Raw genomic sequence first — 16,953 nt, 5'->3', positions numbered from 1 at the left:
AACTCTCCTCGCGCCGGAGCTATTCGGTCAGATCAGGGGGGTGGCGAAGGCCAACGGGCAGGGCGGGCCGTCCGATTGCCAGGGCGGACCGATGGCCTTGGCCACGTCGGCGGCCGAGTCGGTGCCCGGCCGGAAGGAGCCGTCACGGGACAGTGCGGCCCATGCCGTGGTCTCGTAGCGTGTGACGCCGGCCCGTGCGTGTTCGTTCGACAGCGACCCGGTGGCCGGGTCCGCCCTCGTCATCACCCGTACACCGGCGTCCCGCAGGCGGTCGAGCTCGGTCTGCCAGTCCGCGCCCAGTGGGCAGGACGGCACCATTCCGTACTGTCGCGGCGGTGCGGGCGGCCTGCGCGCGACGATCAGGACGATCTTCCGTACGGCTTCGCCGCCGCGGGTCGGTGCCGCGGCGAGGGGAACCAGGCTCTTGAGCGCGTCCTCCAGCGAGGACACCGTGTCCTGCCTGCGCCGCGCGGGCCGCCAGGTCCGCAGCACGGAGAGCGCCTCCCCGGCGGGCCCCGCCGGGACCGGCGGCATCAGCAGGACGCTCCGGGGGGTGTAGCCGTTCTCGTGGATCGCGTGGTCGTAGTGGCCGACGACTCCGGTCCGCAGGCCCTTGCCGGTGCCGTGGCTCCGGGCGAGCGCGGTGATGAGGTCGCCCACGAAGGCCAGCCGCTCCTCGGTCTCGGCCGTGTCCGCGCCGCTCAGCTCGACGGTGCAGAAGACCTCCAGCAGCGGCGGCCGGACGACCCGCCGGGGCAGGCCCCTGATCAGGGCGGGCAGGTCGGGGGCGGGCAGGTCCGGGGCGGTCCCCTCCTCCTGCGGCGCGCCGCCCCCGGGGCCGACGAGTTCGACCTCTCCGGGACCGCGCAGTACGAAGGCCAGCCGGGCCGGTTCCAGCGCCGCGAGAGCGGTACGCCGCACGCTCAGGACCGTGCCGCCGGAGCCGTCGGTGCCTTGGGGGACCTCGCCGGCCACCACCGGCAGGAGCACGGAGGCGTTGTCGGCGGCCCCGCCGTGCACGGTGACCGTGGCGGTCGCGCTCCTCCCGCGGCGGAGCCGGACGCCCGCGGGAAAGAGCACGTGCCTCTGGACGCGGACCTCGCCGGTCCGGCGATCGGCCCGGGCCAGCAGCAGGGAGTGGTCCACGAGCAGCGGCGCGGTGCGCAGCAGCTCCCGCACGGCCTCCGCCGTCGTGGCCCCGGCGGCGTCCCCGCTCCCCCGGCCCAGTTCGGCCCGTAAGCCATATGTGTCGCGGATCGCGGCGGCGGCCCGGTCCAGCAGGGTCCAGCCGCGGTGGCCCGTCAGCAGCACCACGGACCGGCCGCGGTGCTGCGGTAAGGACGCCGTCAGCCAGTGCAGCACGGCCGCGTCGAATTCCGTGCGGCTGACCGGGGATAACGCGCCGATGCCGCCGGCGAGCTGAAAACGGCGAATGTCCGGGCGCTGGTCCAGCGCGGGCACGACCGTGCGCCATTCCGTACTTCCGGCATCGGTTTGCCGGGGTATTCCGCTCTCGTCCACGTACGCCTTGATCACGTTCATGCGATCGGGCGCGAGTTCCACGAACAGCAAATCCTTCACGCGGCCGAAGATCAAATCATCGAGGATCTCCGGCGGCACCGCCGACTCCGAGCCCGGGCCCGATGAGCCCTCCGGCGGATCCGCCGGTCCGGGCGGCTCCTGCCGCACCTGCCCGCCGGACCTCGGGGGCCCGCCGCGGATCACCGCCGAGAGAACGCCACCGTCGCCCGCACCGCCCGAGAGCGCCGCCGCCCGGAGGTCCCAGGCGCGTCCGGCGGCCTCCACCGCCCCGGCCGCCAGGCTCAGGTCCTGCTCCGTCAACTCCCCCAGGACCAGTTCGCCGCGCATCCGCCACCGACAGGCGGCACACAGCCCCTCGTCCTCTTCGGGAGTTGCGCACACAGGGCATGCTTGATCAACGAGGGTCCCCCACATCCGATGACTCCCACCCCTGGAGCAAATCGCCGACATCGGCCATTCGCACGCCATTTCGAACCCCCACCGTCAAGCGGCGGATAACCGGCTCACTTGACTTCGAGAAATCATGGTGGCACATGCCAGACCGAATGTGACGCGTTTTACACACCAGCCGACCACCCGATCACCTCTTCGGTTCGCCCGAGACAAATCCGCTCACCCTTGCAGGCACCATTCGGCGAACCGATCGATGCTGTCGTCCACCTGGGCGTCCTCGTCCGCGACGGCCGCGGTGCGGAAGAAGCGGACCTCCTGGAAGTCCAGCTCCATGGCGCGGACGAGGCTCTGCAGGCCGAGCACCTCGCAGAGCCAGGCCCGCGCCTCGCCGCCGTCGAGGCCGGCCGGTACCAGGCCGTGTTCGGCGAGCAGGTCCGTCTTGCTGATCGCGACCGCCAGGCGCGAGCGCCGCAGCGGGGCGCCCATCGCGGTCACCGCCTGGACCGACCGGGCGAAGACCTCCTCGGGATCGACCGTGGAGCCCAGGGTGCGGTCCAGCAGGGGGCCCGGCGCGGGGTCCATGGTGGTCCAGAACGCCTTCACCGCCATCGGGTCGAGGACGAAGACGAAGGTGCGCGCGGCCCGCGCGTAGCGCAGCGCATCGGTTTCCTCGCGGTCGACGAACCGCTCGCCGGCCGTGTCGAAGAGATGGACCAGCCGCCGGGAACGGCCGCCGCCGAGGACGAACGAGTGGGCCCGGGGCAGGGCCTTCTGGGTGGCGCGCGTGTTCCCGCGCATCCGCAGCACCTCGCGCAGCACCTGGTAGTTGGCCTCCGACTCCTCGTCGGCGAGGGTGAGCGCCGGCCCGCCGTTCGCGGCCGCGCGCTCCAGGGACAGCAGCATGGCCGCCATCAGCTGCGTCTTGCCCGCCGCCCGTCCGCCGATCAGCGGTATCACCACCTCGGGCATGTGGCCGGCGTCGGTGTTCATCGGCTTCCCGCAGTGGGGGTGGACGCAGTACGCCTGGAGCCGCGCGTCCCGGCTCATCAGCATCAGCAGGGTCGGCATGCGCTGTCCGCACTGGCAGCGCCGCCGGAAGATGCCGTACGTGCCGGGGCGGATGTCCGCGTGCCGGCGACGGCAGGTGGGGCGGGGGCAGTCGTAGGCGGGGTACGGAACGCGTTCGAAGCAGTGCGGGCACAGCATTCCCGTGCGGAGGTGCTTCACCCACAGCACCGCCCGGTCGAGGGCGCGCAGCGTGCCGGCGAGGAGCCGGGCCCCGCCCGCCAGCAGGGCCAGGACGGAGGCGTGCAGGGTCATCAGCACGGCGAGCGGCGGCAGGGCGAGCACCAGGCCCGTGCAGAGTCCCAGGTAGAGCGCCAGGCCGTACGGGACGGTGAAGGCGCGGTTGCGCGCGGGAGCGGTGAACTGCCGTGTGGTCACGGCCCGGAAGGAGTCGCGGACCGTGGTGGCGTACGACCGGCGCTCCAGCACGAGGATCTGGCGCAGGTCGCGGGAGGCCGGTCCGAAGAAGTAGTTCCGGTACGCCTTCACCTGCTCGTCCTGCGGACGGTAGGGCGCGATCGTCTGGAACTCGGGGGTGCGCCGGTGCACGACGCCGACCACCGTGCGTCCGTACCCGGCGAGCACCTGCATGACCAGGGCGAGGCCCCGCAGGGCGGCGATGAGCGGGACGAAGGGCAGGAACGCGCCGAGCCCGATGAGGTAGAGGGCGGGGACGAGGACGAAGGTGATGATTTCATCCATGGCGGGTCACTGTCCTTTCTTCTTCCGTGACGGGTCGGGACTCTTCTTCCGTGACGTGTCGGGACGGGGCGTACCGGTACCCGACGCGCCGGGTGCCGGGGGCTCGGAAGCCTTCGCCCCGCGCGGGTCCGGGGCGGGGGGCGCCGAGCGGCGGCCGAAGGCCGCGTACCAGGGCCGGCGCTGCGGGCTCTGCCGCCGGGCCTCGGCCTCCTCGGCGTACTGGTCGGCGAGTTGGGGCTGGTGGGGCCGTACGGCCGCCTCCAGGCGTGCCAGGTCCGCCAGGCGCCAGTGTGCGGCGGGATGGGCGCGGATCCCCGTCACGAGCTCCTCCTGGGCCCGGGTGCGCAGGGCCCGCCGCGGCAGGGTGGCCGCGGTGGCGACATGGCTGAGCAGCACGTCGCCGATGCCCTCACCGGCCGTGACCCTGGCGTACACGTCCGACAGGTAGCGGTCGAGGTCGCGGTCGCTGAGCTCCCTCAGCCGGCCGCGCAGCCGCAGGGTGTCGGCGGGCAGCCACAGCATGGCGGGCACCAGGCACAGGCGCGTGAGCGCGAGCGTCGCGGCCCACCTGAGGATCGGCGGGACCTCGAACGCCGCAAGGAGGTCCGTGGCCTCGGCGGCCTCGTGGAGGGCCCTGTTCAGATCGAGGGCGATCCGTACCCGGTCCCCCACGTCCGCGGGCAGCCAGGCGAAGCGGCCCTGGTCGGCGAGCAGTGCGCACAGCCGCAGACAGGCCGCCAGTGACTCCTCGTCGTGGATGTCCTGGCCCAGGGCGCGGCGGAACCACGCGCCGACCGCCTCGTCCACCGGTTCCGAGGCGGGAAGCTGCTCGGCGATCCAGGCCGCTTCTCCGTGGGTCCAGGTCCGCGAGGGTCGCCAGAGGGCGCTCATCAGCTCCTCGTCGGGCGACGTGCGCCCCCGGACCCGCAGGATCTTGAACATGATCGGAATCGTGTCCGAGGGCATGCGTTCGGCCCGCGCCCGCAGATGGTGCTCCAGGACCAGGGGGCGGCTCGCCAGGTCGGCTTCGCGCAGGAGATCGGCGGGGAACTGCGACAGCAGCTGCTCCTGCCCGGCGCGTCCCTTCAGGACCTCCTCCACCGCCCCGGCGAGGGATTCCCTCATCAGTGGAAGGCGGTTGAGGAGTTCGGCCACCTCGTGGTGCGGGGTGTGGGCGCTCGAACCGAGCAGGGCGTGGGCCAGGTCGCGGGTCTCCCGCTCGAGGACCTCCGCCGCCAGGGGGAGCACGGCGCCGATGGCCCAGAGCAGCATGCGCGTCCGCTCGCGGGGGGTCCGCGCATCAGCCGCGAGCCGCTCCCACAGCGCGGTGGCCCGCTCGCGTGCCGCCGGGTCGTCGATCGGTACGGGCGGGGCGGCGTCCTCGGCGGCGCGGATGTAGGCCCGCATCCGGGAGCCGTGCAGTTTCCCCTCGATCTCCCGGTGCACGTCGATGTTGCCCCCGGCCTTCGCGGCCGCGCTCAGCATGGCCAGCCGGCCGTCGTCGAGGTCCCGGTGCTTGCGGTGGATGTCCTCGGCGACGGTCGCCCCGAGTGCGCCCAGGTGGTCGGCCCCGGCCAGCCAGTCGATCACCGCGTGGGCGTCGGCCTTGGCGAGCGTGATGCCGCCCGCGCAGGCCGCGGCGGCGACGGGGGCGTGCCAGTCGTCCGGGGTCTGCTCCCCGCCCCGCGTGTAGTCGGCCGTCCAGGACCAGACGAGCCGGACGGAGCCGACGCCGATCCGGGTGAGGAGGCGCACCAGGTCGCTGACGGGCACCTCGGGGAAGACGCCCCGCGAGAAGTCGAAGACGGTGTAGGCCGCTTCGTCGTCCGTGCCGAAGGCGAGCTGCGCCTCCGGCACGGTGCCGATCAGGTGCAGCCTGCTGCGGGCCGGGCGGAAGACGTAGGTGGCGAAGGAGAGCCCGCGGGCGAGCGGGGGCGGCAGCAGGTAGGACACCGCGGCGAACCAGTGCGCGATCCGTTCGGTGTCCCGGTCGACCACCACGACCGAGCCGTGTTCGGTGAGCGCGGCGAACACGGCGGCCAGCAGCTCCGGCAGCCGGTCCGCGTGGGGATGCCCGCGCAGGAACGCGCTCACGGACCGGACGTCGAGCGGTCCGGGCGCGGGCGCCGAGAGCACCGGGATCTCGGTGGCCGGGGCCACCGTGCGGGTCCACGCGGGCGAGTTCCACAGCTCGATCCCGAGCATCCCGCCCGCGGCCTCCCGGAAGTCCTCGCTGTGCAGGGCGTGGGCGAAGTAGTTGCCGAAGCGGCGCGCCGAGTCGCGGCCCACGTACCGCACGCACAGCGCGGTGGCGCGGCGCCCCTCGCGGTCGTAGGGCCGGTAGCAGAGGTTGACCGGGCAGCGCTCCAGCAGCTCCGGCGTGTCCGACTCCACCAGGGAGCGGGGCGGCTCGTACCCGGCCAGGGCCTCCACGGCCTGCCGGGTGCCCGCGGTGACGCCCGCGCTGACGGCGTTGAACTGGAATCCGGAGAACCCGCTGAGCCCGTGCTCGCAGGAGGTGTAGTAGAGCTGCTGGAAGTGCTTCATCCCCGGCCCGCCTTCGGCACCGAGCCGAACTCGCTCAGGAGCCAGAGCAGGGGGTCGGCCACCCGGTACGGCTGGATGCCGGTGGCGGCGACCCGGGCGTCGGTGGTGGGATGGCGGCCGAGCGCGGAGACCCCGAAGTAGCGGTAGCGGGAGTAGTGGTTGTCCAGCAGGTGGTCGATCGGCACGCCGTCCCAGTCCTTGAGGAGCCGGCGCACCTCCTCGTGGACGTTCAGGCTGTCGCCCACGTCGAAGCGGTCCCGCACGGGTGCGTGGTCGCGCAGCGGACTGCCGGCGTCGAGCAGGTGCCAGAAGGCGTCCATCTTCGAGAAGACGACGGCGATCGGGATGTCTATCTTCTGGGCGGCCCGGCCGGAGCCGCGGGACAGCAGCAGGTTGGTCACCCGGGAGAGGACGTTGATGGGAGGGTCGAGCCCCTCGCTGCCCGGCAGCGGGGTGCCGGGCAGGGCGTTGTCGCGGGCGCCCGGCATCTGCAGCGGGTCGAGCAGCAGCACGATGCCGTCGGCGCCGGCCAGGTAGCGGGTGTTGAGTTCCACGTTCTCGCGGGAGTTGAAGTCCTCACCGGCCGTGTCGAAGAAGGACAGGACGGTGTGCTGCGGGCGTTCGCCGAGCAGCGTGCGCCGGCGCAGGCCGAAGCGGAAGACCAGCGGGTCCACCCGGTTGAGGTTGGTGGAGGCCGTCTGGGTGCCGGGGAACATCTGGTTGTCGCGGTAGAGGCGGTCCTCGTAGTCGGAGCTGAAGCGCCGCATCGTCTCGTCGTCCGAGCCCATCAGGGCCGCTCCGAAGGCCTCGCCGACCCGGTTGCGCATCTCGTGGAGCAGCACCGTCATGTAGACGGTCTTGCCGGACGCCTTCGGCCCGACCATGGCGATCAGGCGGTTGTCCATCATGCCGAACTGGACGGGCAGTTCGGAGTGGCAGACCGGGCAGATCCGGTAGGTGGTCTCGCCGTCGCAGTCCGGGCAGACGGCCGTGGGCTTGCGGCCGTCGCCCGCGAAGTCCGGTCCGAGGTCGTGGCTGCGGCGCGGCCCCTTCCGCTGGTCGAGGACCTGGTCGCGGCGCCGCTCGCACTGCTTTCCCGTCCGGCTCAGGCGGCTGTTGCAGCGGAACCGGATCTCGCGCGGGGCGAAGTTCTCGTAGCAGTAGGGGCAGATGAGGCGTTTGGCCATCAGGTGACTCGCAGTCTGTGCAGGGCCGTCGGGCGGATGTCGATACCGAAGTCGGTGCCCGCGTCCGCGTGCGCCGGGAAGCAGACCAGCCAGGACGGGCCGCGCGTGGCGGGCAGCGGGAACTCCACGGTCAAGGGGGTTGCCGCGGACAGCCGTTGTGCGGGCACCTCGTGCAGGACGGTGCCCTCGGCCGTACTGGTGGGGCGGAAGCGGCCGAGGCTGTGGACGATGCGCAGACCGGGCAGGTCGCAGCCGTCCTCGGAGGTGAAGGTGACCGAGGCCACCCGGCCCGTCAGGCGGCGGCGCACGCTCGGCTCGTACGAGACGACCGTCGGGGCGGCCGGGACGATCAGCGAGGACGCTCCCTCGCAGTCATCGCCGAGATCCGGCACCAGGGCCTCCACGGTGAGCGTGACGGCCCCGTTGCCGACGGCCAGGTCGAACCCGCCGTCGTGCTCGTACACCCGGCGCCGGCACACGGTGTCCCCCGCGTGCGCGGCCGCCCCGGAGGTGTTCCCCTCCCGGCGCCAGCGCACCCGTGCGCTCAGGGCCCCGTCGGGCCACGCCCACAGCACGAGGAGGTGGTCCCCGCGCCGGACGGCCTGGAGCTGGTCCACCGGGACCGCGAACAGGGTCCGCGGATCGACGGAGGAACGCGGCGGGGCCACGGTCGGGTGGTCGTACGGATCGCTGCCGGGCCGGGTCGGCGACTCGTACGCGTCATCGGGCTCGGGCTCGCGTATCGGCTCGGGCTCGCCGTCGGGATCGGGCACGCGGTCGGGCTCGGGCACGCGGTCGGGCTCGGGCACGCGGTCGGGCTCGGGCACGCGGTCGGGCTCGGGCTCGGGGTGGTGAGCGCTCACCGGAGGCGGTTGCGACGCCTCCGGCGGGCCGGGGGCACCGGTGGACCCGGGTCCGGCCGTCGGGGATCCGGCGTACGGGTCGTACGAGGCCTGCGGCGGCTCGGTGTACGGCGCCTGCGGCGGCTCCGCGTACGGGCCTTCCGGCGGCTCGGTGTGCGAGCGCCCGGCCGCTCCGGGCCCGGGGGACGCGAAGGCGCCCTCCTGCCCGGCCGGCCCGCCGCCCTGCCGCGGGGCGGGCTCGGGGTCCTCCAGCGGGGGACGCCCGGTACGGGGCTCCGGGTCCGCCAGGGCGCCGGCGGGTTCGGGGTCCGGGAAGGTGTCCACGGGGTCGGGGCCGCCCGTGTACCGGGGGCTCCCGCCGACGCGGCCGGTCTCCGTACGCGGGTGGCCGGAGTCCCGGCCGGTGTACCCGCCCTCCGCCCGTGCCGGCCGCCCGGCGGATCCGGAGACCACGCGCAGCACCCCGAAGTCGCGCAGCTCCAGCAGCCCGAGCACGACGGCGAGTTCGGGGCGGTCGCAGCGCACCGTCAGGCCCTGCGCGGCCGGCAGGGCCTCGATCCCGGTCCGCAGGCCGGGCTCGGCGCACATCCCGCCGGCCAGCAGCACCGTGTCCACGGCCGGTTCCGCGGCGGCGAGCTGCTCCGCGACGGCGGCGAGCAGGCGCTCCCGCAGCGGGGTCACCGCCCGCTCGAAGTCGCTCCGGTCCAGGGTCAGCGGATGCCGGCCGCCGGTGGCGTCCTCCACGGCCTCGGTGACCGAGTCCGCGTCGCCGAGCGCCCGCCGCAGGACCTCCGCCGCGCCGAGCGGGTCCACGCCGTCCGGCAGGCGGCCGGCGAGTCCGGCGGCGAGCGCCGCGTCCCAGTCGTCGCCGCCGAGGCGGAGGCTGAGGCCGCGGACCACGTGCACGGTGAGGTCGGGGGCGATGGCCAGGACGCTCAGGTCCAGCGTGGTCGCCCCCTGGTCGCAGACCAGGACCGTGTGGTCCACGCCCTGCGCGACGGCCCCGTAGTGCAGGGCCACGGCCACGGGCTCCGGTACGACGCGGGCGACCTCGAGCCCGGAGCGCTCCGCCGCGTACCGCAGCTCGTCCTCGTGCCCGCCCGACACGGGGAGTCCGAGAGCGGCCGCGCGGTCCGGTTCGGCCCCGTGGCCGCCCTCTCCCGCCGGGGCGGATCCGAGCAGCCGGGGCAGGGCCCGGACCGGGTCGAGGACGCCGTCCACACCGGCGAGCCCGGCCGTGGTCACCTCCGGCAGGCCGTCGGGGCCCACCCGCGCGACCCGCCCGAAGCGGTGTCCCAGGTCGATGGCGATCATGACCGTACGCTCCCTTCGCCCGCGAACGGCCCCGCCCCGTCGGCGGTGACCCACGGCCGGCCGTCGGCCCCGAGGCCGACCCGGATCCGGCTGCCCGGCTCCGGACGGTTCACCAGCAGATGGCCGACGACGGCCGAGCGCACCAGTTCCAGTTCGTTGCGGATCTGCCGCCCGCCGTACGCCTGGTGCCCCGGGTCCGACATCCGTTCCGTGATCCACGGGTGCAGGGTGGCCGGGTCGGGAACCAGCTCCACGCGGTGGCGTTCCCGGACCGACTCGGCGAGCTCTCCGAGCAGCCGGTCGGCGATCCTGGCGACGTGCTCGGGGCGCAGCATGTCGAAGACGACCACGCCCGGCTTGAGCCGGCCGTAGATCTCCGGCCTGCCGATCTGCCGGAACTTCTCCTCCACGGCGCGGGTGAAGTGCGCCTCCAGCTGCGGGTACGAGAGCTCGTCCCGCTCCTCCAGCAGGCTCCGGACCTGGTCCGCCCCCGTGTTGGAGGTGAAGATGATCAGGCACTGGGAGAAGTACGCCGTCTGGCCGCGCCCGTCGGTGAGCCGGCCGTCCTCCAGGATCTGCAGGAACTTGTCCAGCACCTTGGGATGGGCCTTCTCGATCTCGTCGAAGAGCAGCACGCTGAACGGCCGTTCCTGCACGCGGCGGGTCAGCTCGCCGCCCTGCTCGTGGCCGATGTAGCCCGGCGGCGCTCCGGCCAGGCGCTCGGCGGCGTGCTCCTGCTGGTACTCGCTCATGTCGAAGCGCGCGTAGGCGCTCTGATCACCGAACATCAACTCGGCGACCGCCTTGGCGAGTTCGGTCTTGCCGACGCCGGTGGGTCCGACGAAGAAGAAGGCGCCCCGGGGACGTGCGGTCCCCGAGCTGCCGAAGTCCACGCCCACGAAAGCGGATTGGAGGGCGGAGGTCACGGCGTTCACGGCCGCGGTCTGGCCGACCACCCGGGAGCCGAGGACCCCGGCGGCGCCCGCGACGGTCTCCCGGTCGAGCTGGGTCCACGGGTCGACGCTCACGTTGAGCCGGTGCAGCTCCAGCAGCTTGTCCGGTTTCCGCAAGGGCGCGTTGCGCACCCACGAGGTCCTGGCGAGGGATTCGATGTCCCAGCCCAGCATGCCGTCGGTGGCTCCCACGAGGGCTTCGAGATCGGCGCGCGAGGCCTCGTGCGCCCCGTTGAAGTGGCGGAGCAGCCAGGTGAGCCACAGGCGCCGTTCGCTGGGGTCGGGCGGGCCGATGTGCAGTGCGGCGACCCTCGGGTCCTCCAGGTGGAACCAGCCGGGCAGCCGCCCGACGTCGCCCACCGCGCACAGGACCGCGTTGCGCGCGTGCGGCGCCGGGCCCGCGGCGGAGCGCGGGGTCACGGCGTCCGTCATCGCGGCGCGCAGCCTCAGGTAGCCCAGGTGCGATTCGGGCCGGCCGGGCGGCAGGTGGTGATCGACGTCCTCGAAGACGAAGGCGACCGCCGCGTCGGGCTGGGCCACCAGGCGGTGCACGGTGGCGACGACGTCATCGAAGGAGCGGGGCCGGCCCGACTGGCGCGGCGCCAGCAGGCGTTCGCGGCCCCGGTCCCGCTCGTCTCCGCGCCGGGCGCGGGCGGACGCGTCCGGCGCGCCGTCGGGCGGTCCCTCCGCGTCCCCGCGCCCCTGGGGCGGCCGCGCTCCCGCGCCGTCCGGGGGCGTTCCGGTCCCGGCGGCCCCGTCCGGGGTCCGCTCGCGCCCGGAGGACCGCCCCTCGCGCAGCTCGTCGAAGCGCTCGGCGTGACCGGACAGCGGAAAGGAGAGCCCGCCCACCGGATCCCACCAGCCGACGACCTCGGCGCCGCGCGTTTCCAGCAGACCGGCGACCACCTCGCGGAAGGAGGCCGGCCGGTCCTCGAACCACCAGCGGTCCCTGATCTGACCGTTGAGGATCACTTGGCGCCCGCGCCTCAGCTCCCAGCCGAGGGACACCGCCCACAGCGGCATCATGCCGTCCGCGACCACCGGTTGCCCGTCCCCGGCGGCCCCGCCGGTGTGCTCCGTACGCGGGGGACGCGCCGGGCCGCCGGCGCCGTTCTCCAGCTTCGTCCAGCCGACCGTGCTCACCCGGTCCAACTCCACTCCTCCGTGTCCGGCCGCTGCTCCGCCTCCGTCAGCGGCTTGCCCCGCGAGCCCGGCGGCTTGCCCTGCCAGGTGAGTTCCCCGGGAACGAAGCCGTCCCCTTCGACGATCGCCTCGTGCACCCGCCCCAGGAGGTCCTCGGTGCGGTCGCACTCCGCGACCTCCGGATCCGGGCGCAGGGTGACATCGGGTTCGCCGTCGACCTGGTAGACGAGGACGGGGGTGCCGCCGCCGTCCGTGGTGATCGTGGTCTGGTACGTCGCTCCGGTCGGGCGCTCGAAGCTGAGCAGCAGCTCTCCGGCCTGCTCCGCTCCCCCGGCGAAGGCGAAGCCCTCGCCGATCATGGCGTCCTGCAGCGCCTGCGCGAGGTCCATCCGGCGCGCGTACGCCAACTGCAGTTCGTCCAGCTGGGCTTCCGCTCCGACGAGCAGTTCCTCCAGCGCCGCGACCGCCGCCAGCGCCTGCGCCGGCGCGCCCGCCGCGAGCGGTCCCGTGACGGCGGTCAGCGCCGCCTCGATGCGCTCGGCGAGTGCGGGGTCGGCGAGCTCCCGGGCCTCGGCCGCCGCCTCTCCCACGGACTGCCGTACGACGTCGAGCCGGTCCGTGGCCTCGTCGAGGATCGCCGTCACCCGCTCCTGTTCGGTTTCCAGCGCGGCCTGCCGCGCCGCCTCCTGCTCGGCCGCACGCTCTTCCGCCTGCAGCTGTGCCTCGCGCGCCCGCTCCGCCTCACGGCGTTCCTCGGCGACCCGCTCCCCGACGGTCGCGGAATGCCGGGCGAGTGCGTGCTCCGCGGTCCCGAGCATCGCCTGGAACCGCGTCTGCCCATCGGGCCCGGCCGTGGCGCGCAGCTCGGCGAGCAGGTCGAGGCAGCGCCCGTGTCCCTCGGGGTCGCGTTCACGGGCCCCCGCTCCGATCTCGGCGAGCCGTTCCTCCAGGCCGGCCAGGACGGCCCCGTGATCGGCGTCCCCGCCGGAGGTCTCCGCCTCCCCGCCGAGCACGACGACCCGGCCGCGCAGATCCTCGATCTCCCGGCCGGTTTCCTCGCCCTGCTCCACACGGCTCTGGAGCAGGTCCAGCCGCTCCCGCAGCACGCGCACGCCGGAGTCCTCGGCGCGGGCCCGGCCCAGCAGTTGACGCACCTCGGCCAGTCGGCGCATGTCCGCGTCGGCCTGCTCCCGGCGCACCCGGGCGGCGTGGGCGTCCTGTTGAGCGGACCGGCGCCGGGTGATCTCCGCCTCCCGGCGCCCGGCCTCCGCCCTGGCGCGCTCCCGGCGGGCGGCGAGTTCCCGGGCCCGCTGGGCGGCGCGCTCGGCCCGTTCCCTGGCGCGCTGCGCCTCCATCCGGCGGCGTGCCGCCTCCCTGGCACGGCGCCTCTCCGCCTCGATCCGCGCGTAGGCCGGCGTGACCGTGACGGTGCTGTACTTCGGTGATCCGCTCATGCTTCCCTCCGTTCCCCGGCGCGCAGGACGAAGCCCCGTGCCGCGAGTCGTTCCTCGAGCCCCTCACGGAAGCCGGGAGTCGGCGGCACCCCGGCCCAGGACAGTGATCCGTCGGCCTCCAGGGACATTTCGACGCCCGCACTGTGGTCGGGCTCGGTCCCCACGTCCGCGTAGCGGCCGGAGAGCGCGATGATGCGCTGGTTGGCGGAGCCGCGCCAGCGCAGGCCGTGCTGCCGGGATGCCACGTAGGGGCCGTCGACGAGCAGGTCGAGGCGGCCCAGCAGGGCCTGCCGGTCGGGGCCGCCGCGGCGCAGGGCCTCGTACCGGAATCCGGAGTAGGCCATCGCGCTGAGTTCGGGGCGCCGCGCCCGGACCGCGTCGAGCAGCGAGGCCAGTTCCGCCGCCTGGCTGAAGGGCTCGCCGCCGGACAGGGTGACGCCTTCGATGTCGGGCAACCCGCAGATCCAGTCGGCGAGTTCCTCCACGGTGTGGGCGGTGCCCCCTTCGAAGGGCAGCGTCTCCGCCGCCACGCAGCCCCGGCAGCGCAGCGGGCAGCCCTGCACCCAGATCACGGCCCTGACCCCCGGTCCGAGAACGGTGCAGCGGTCGAGCCGCCGTGCCACCGAGAGCATGGTCACCTCTGCCATGCCGCGTCCTCCGTCCCCTTCCCGCGTTTCGCGTCCTTCTCGCCTTTCGCGCCTTTCGCGTCCTTCGCGCCCTTGCCGTCCCCCATGCCCTTGCCGTCCCCCACGCCCTTGCCGCCCTTCGTGTCACCGGCATCCGCCGCCACCCCGTCCGTACCCGGCCGCGGGTCCGGCACCGGATAGCCGTCCGCCCCGCGTTCGGCCAGGTCGCACCAGGGGCACCAGGGCCGCTCCGCCGTGTACACGTGCAGGGCGCTGCGCCGGCAGGTCCTCAGCCGCGCCGGATCCGACTCCGCGGCCAGCGCCTCGCCCCAGACCGACGCGGAAGGCCGGATCCCGCCGAACGCGGCCCGGAAGAGCGCGGTGAGCCGGCGCGGGAGCAGGTCGACGGGCGGCGCGGAGCGGGGCAGGAACACCGAGGTCCGGTCGAGCAGACGACACCGGCCGTGCAGGACGTTGTCGTCGTACGACAGGTAGTCGCCGCCCCCCGAGGGGTGCCCGGCGAAGGGGTGGAGTCCGCACATCAGCAACTGGTGGATCAGGACGGCGAGGACGAACTCGTCGGACGCCCGGTCCGGCGCGGTGCCGGCCGGGGCGCCGATCCGTTCGGGCGCGGTGTGGCCAGGGCTGCCCATCCGCCCGGGGAACGCCTCGCCCCCGTCCGTGAACTGCCAGGAGTCCACGTCCGCGATGCCGACGCCGCCCTGCCCGTCGACCCAGAGGTTGTCCGGCTTCAGGTCGCCCACCACATAGCCCTCGGCGTGCAGGTCCGTGAGGAGACGGGCGAGCGAGAGGGCGGCCGCGAGTGCGGTGGCCCACGTCGCGCGGGGCAGCAGCATCTGGCGGGCCTGTGGGGTCAGCAGGTACGCGAACGGCTGATGGGCGTGGCGCATGTCGGTCATCACGTAGCCGTCCACTCCGTCGCGGCCCGGGCCGCCGGCCCGGACCCCGGCCATCGGCCAGGCGACCCGCGCGGGCGTCCCCGAGAGCAGCCGGACGGAACGCGGCTGGCGGCGCTGGCGGACCAGCCGGGCTATGCGGCGCCGGTAGGCGGCGGGGTCGGGCGGGTCGAGGACGAGTTTGGCCACCAGGGGGCGTGCGTCGTCCACGGCAAAGACGACCCCTTCCGAGCCGCTGCCGATCTGCTGCGTGAGGTGCCATGTGCGTCCGCTGTCGGACACCACCGTGAGGGCCATCGTCACCCGCCGTCCGTGAGAGCGCAGAGCACCGTCAGGTCGTCACCGGTCCGCGCCGCCCCGGGCCCGGAGAGCAGGGCGCGCAGGGGTGTGGCGTCACCGCCGTTGGCGCGGAGCGTGGCCGCGAGACCGCAGAAGAACCGCTCGGAGGGCAACGGCCCCGCTTCGGGCGGGAGTTCGCGTACGGAGGGGTGGTCGAGCGTCAGGGCCGCACACCCGTCGGTGGCGAGCACGACCCCGGTCAGCCGCGGCTCCCACACCACGAAGGACCGCAAGCGCAGCTCGGCCCCGGGCGACGAGAGGAAGACCGTCTCCGGCGCGCCCGGAGCGGGCGGCGGCAGGACCAGGTGGCACCGCTCGCGCTCCTCGCCGGCCGGTCCGGACCCGTCGGGGTCCCGGGTCAGTACCGTCCCGAAGCAGTCGCCGACCGCGAGGAAGGCCACCCAGGGCGGCCGGACGACGGCCGCCGCCAGCGTGGCGGCCAGCGCGCCGGCTTCCACGTGCTCCACCTGTTCCGACGGCGACACCTGCTCCGAAGGCTCCGCCACCGCCGACAACACGCCCTCCACCGCCCGCCGGTAGTCCCCGACGATCCTGGCGCCGGTCCGGGCTATCCACCCGGTCCACACCTCCGGAGCGTCCCCCGCCCCGGGGATGCCCTCGGACAGGGTCCGGCAGGCGGCGTCCACGGCGATGTGCGCGCCGAGCGCGCTGCGTTCCCTGCCGCCGGCGCCGTCCGCGACGGCCAGCACCGCCGTCCCGCCCAGCTCGACCGCCTTGAAGGCGTCCTGGCAGCCCTGCCCGCGGGCCAGGTGCGCGGTCCCCTGGACCGCGGCCCCCGCGACGATCACTGGTACCGCTCCTCGAGCAGGCGCAGGCGCCGCTGCCGGTCCACCAGGTCGGCCACCTGCCCGTGGATCTCGTCGGCGGCCTGGACCGCCCCGATCCGGTCCGAGCTCTGGAACAGCAGATCGAGGATCTGCCCGAAGTCCAGGCCCTCCAGCATCAGCGCGCCCTTGGGGGCGAGGACCCGCAGCAGCTCCAGGTCGGCGCCGCGCACGCCGATCGCCTGGAGCACGCATTCGCCCCGCTCCTCGCCGCGCCGCACCTTCTCCGCCGTACCGGCCAGGGCGGCGGGGTCCATGGGCCGCCCGTCGGCGTCGCTCGGGGCCCCGTCCGTCAGGACCCACAGGAACGGCCTGCGCACCTGGACCCGCTGCTCCTGCAGCGTCCGGTGGCGCGCCCGGGCCAGCTCGAGGGCGGTCTCGACGGCCTCCGTCATGCGGGTGAGGCCGGACGCCTCCAGCCGGGGCGGGCGCATCCGGTCCACGGGTACGAAGAGCCGGTCCGGTGCGGCTTCCGCGACCGGAACCAGCTGCTCCCGGTCCGGGTCGAAGACCCGGACCTGCGAGTCGAAGGTGATCAGGCACACCTCGACGCGCGCACGCAGCCTCGGCTCGGCCCGCACCCCGTCGAACCAGTCGGCCAGCGCCCGGCTGAGCTCCTCGATCCGGGGGCTCCCGGCCGGGCGCCCCATGGAGGCCGACGTGTCGAGGAGCAGGACGACGGGCTGCCGTTCGTCATTGCCCTGCGCCAGTCCGAAGCCGTACTCACTCATCCCCCCACACCCCACCCTGGTCCGCGCCCTGGTCCGCCCCGGCCGTCTCGCGGGCGACGCGCAGCTGCCGCGAGGCCTCGTACCCCACGACCACCTCCGTGCCCGGTGCCGCTTCCGCCGGCTCCGGGAACATGCGCAGCAGCACTCCTTCGACCAGGACGTACGCATCGGGATCGGGCCAGGTGATCACCCGCCCCGTCGCCCCGATCCCCCACTCTTCCATCCCACCGCTCATGCGCCCACGCTAGGTGACAGATCATCAACTGTGGTCGTGCCAACGAAGATTACCCAGGCCATGATCCCCCCGCACCCCCCCCTGCGCGACCCCGGTG

Annotated in this window: 12 protein-coding genes; all 12 read right to left on the bottom strand. The window is 74.3% G+C overall.

Translation table 11 applies throughout. The features are described from left to right. Window positions 1–27: 27 nt before the first annotated feature. Window positions 28–1,869: a hypothetical protein gene (locus AC3IX6_RS32285; RefSeq protein WP_489366824.1), complete on the bottom strand. Its 1,842-nt coding sequence runs from the start codon at window positions 1,867–1,869 to the stop codon at window positions 28–30. A gap of 285 nt (window positions 1,870–2,154) precedes the next feature. After that, the gene (locus AC3IX6_RS32280; protein ID WP_489366823.1) at window positions 2,155–3,702 is read right to left on the bottom strand and encodes a TRAFAC clade GTPase domain-containing protein; all 1,548 of its coding nucleotides are present in this window, start codon (window positions 3,700–3,702) and stop codon (window positions 2,155–2,157) included. A gap of 6 nt (window positions 3,703–3,708) precedes the next feature. Then, window positions 3,709–6,249 (bottom strand): GTPase-associated protein 1-related protein, encoded by a 2,541-nt coding sequence (locus tag AC3IX6_RS32275; RefSeq protein WP_489366822.1) that lies wholly within the window; start codon window positions 6,247–6,249, stop codon window positions 3,709–3,711. After that, on the bottom strand, window positions 6,246–7,436 hold the full coding sequence (locus tag AC3IX6_RS32270; protein WP_489366821.1) for a TRAFAC clade GTPase domain-containing protein: 1,191 nt from the start codon (window positions 7,434–7,436) through the stop codon (window positions 6,246–6,248). Before AC3IX6_RS32270 ends, AC3IX6_RS32275 begins: the two co-directional genes overlap by 4 nt. Further along, on the bottom strand, window positions 7,436–9,613 hold the full coding sequence (locus AC3IX6_RS32265) for an Hsp70 family protein (protein ID WP_489366820.1): 2,178 nt from the start codon (window positions 9,611–9,613) through the stop codon (window positions 7,436–7,438). The genes AC3IX6_RS32270 and AC3IX6_RS32265 overlap by 1 nt, the downstream gene beginning before the upstream one ends. Beyond that, window positions 9,610–11,709: an AAA family ATPase gene (locus AC3IX6_RS32260; RefSeq protein ID WP_489371626.1), complete on the bottom strand. Its 2,100-nt coding sequence runs from the start codon at window positions 11,707–11,709 to the stop codon at window positions 9,610–9,612. Before AC3IX6_RS32260 ends, AC3IX6_RS32265 begins: the two co-directional genes overlap by 4 nt. Continuing rightward, window positions 11,706–13,163 carry a hypothetical protein gene (locus AC3IX6_RS32255; RefSeq protein ID WP_489366819.1) on the bottom strand — a complete coding sequence of 486 codons (1,458 nt, stop codon included), beginning with the start codon at window positions 13,161–13,163 and terminating at the stop codon, window positions 11,706–11,708. Before AC3IX6_RS32255 ends, AC3IX6_RS32260 begins: the two co-directional genes overlap by 4 nt. Beyond that, entirely contained in the window at window positions 13,160–13,810 is a 651-nt protein-coding gene (locus AC3IX6_RS32250) for a 4Fe-4S single cluster domain-containing protein (protein ID WP_489366818.1), read from the bottom strand. Before AC3IX6_RS32250 ends, AC3IX6_RS32255 begins: the two co-directional genes overlap by 4 nt. Beyond that, window positions 13,798–15,003, bottom strand: a complete 1,206-nt coding sequence (locus AC3IX6_RS32245; RefSeq protein WP_489371625.1) for a hypothetical protein — start codon at window positions 15,001–15,003, stop codon at window positions 13,798–13,800. The genes AC3IX6_RS32250 and AC3IX6_RS32245 overlap by 13 nt, the downstream gene beginning before the upstream one ends. Window positions 15,004–15,005: 2 nt before the next feature. After that, window positions 15,006–15,854 (bottom strand): protein phosphatase 2C domain-containing protein, encoded by an 849-nt coding sequence (locus AC3IX6_RS32240; protein WP_489366817.1) that lies wholly within the window; start codon window positions 15,852–15,854, stop codon window positions 15,006–15,008. After that, a complete protein-coding gene (locus AC3IX6_RS32235) occupies window positions 15,851–16,621 on the bottom strand; it encodes a vWA domain-containing protein (protein ID WP_489366816.1) in 771 nt (256 codons plus the stop codon). The genes AC3IX6_RS32240 and AC3IX6_RS32235 overlap by 4 nt, the downstream gene beginning before the upstream one ends. After that, window positions 16,614–16,856, bottom strand: coding sequence for a hypothetical protein (locus AC3IX6_RS32230; RefSeq protein ID WP_489366815.1), 243 nt, complete (start codon window positions 16,854–16,856; stop codon window positions 16,614–16,616). Before AC3IX6_RS32230 ends, AC3IX6_RS32235 begins: the two co-directional genes overlap by 8 nt. Window positions 16,857–16,953: the final 97 nt, after the last annotated feature.

Source organism: Streptomyces sp. GL_141, assembly GCF_057834385.1.
The sequence above is the reverse complement of the archived record's forward strand: the minus strand, read 5'-3'. Positions and strand labels throughout refer to the sequence as shown.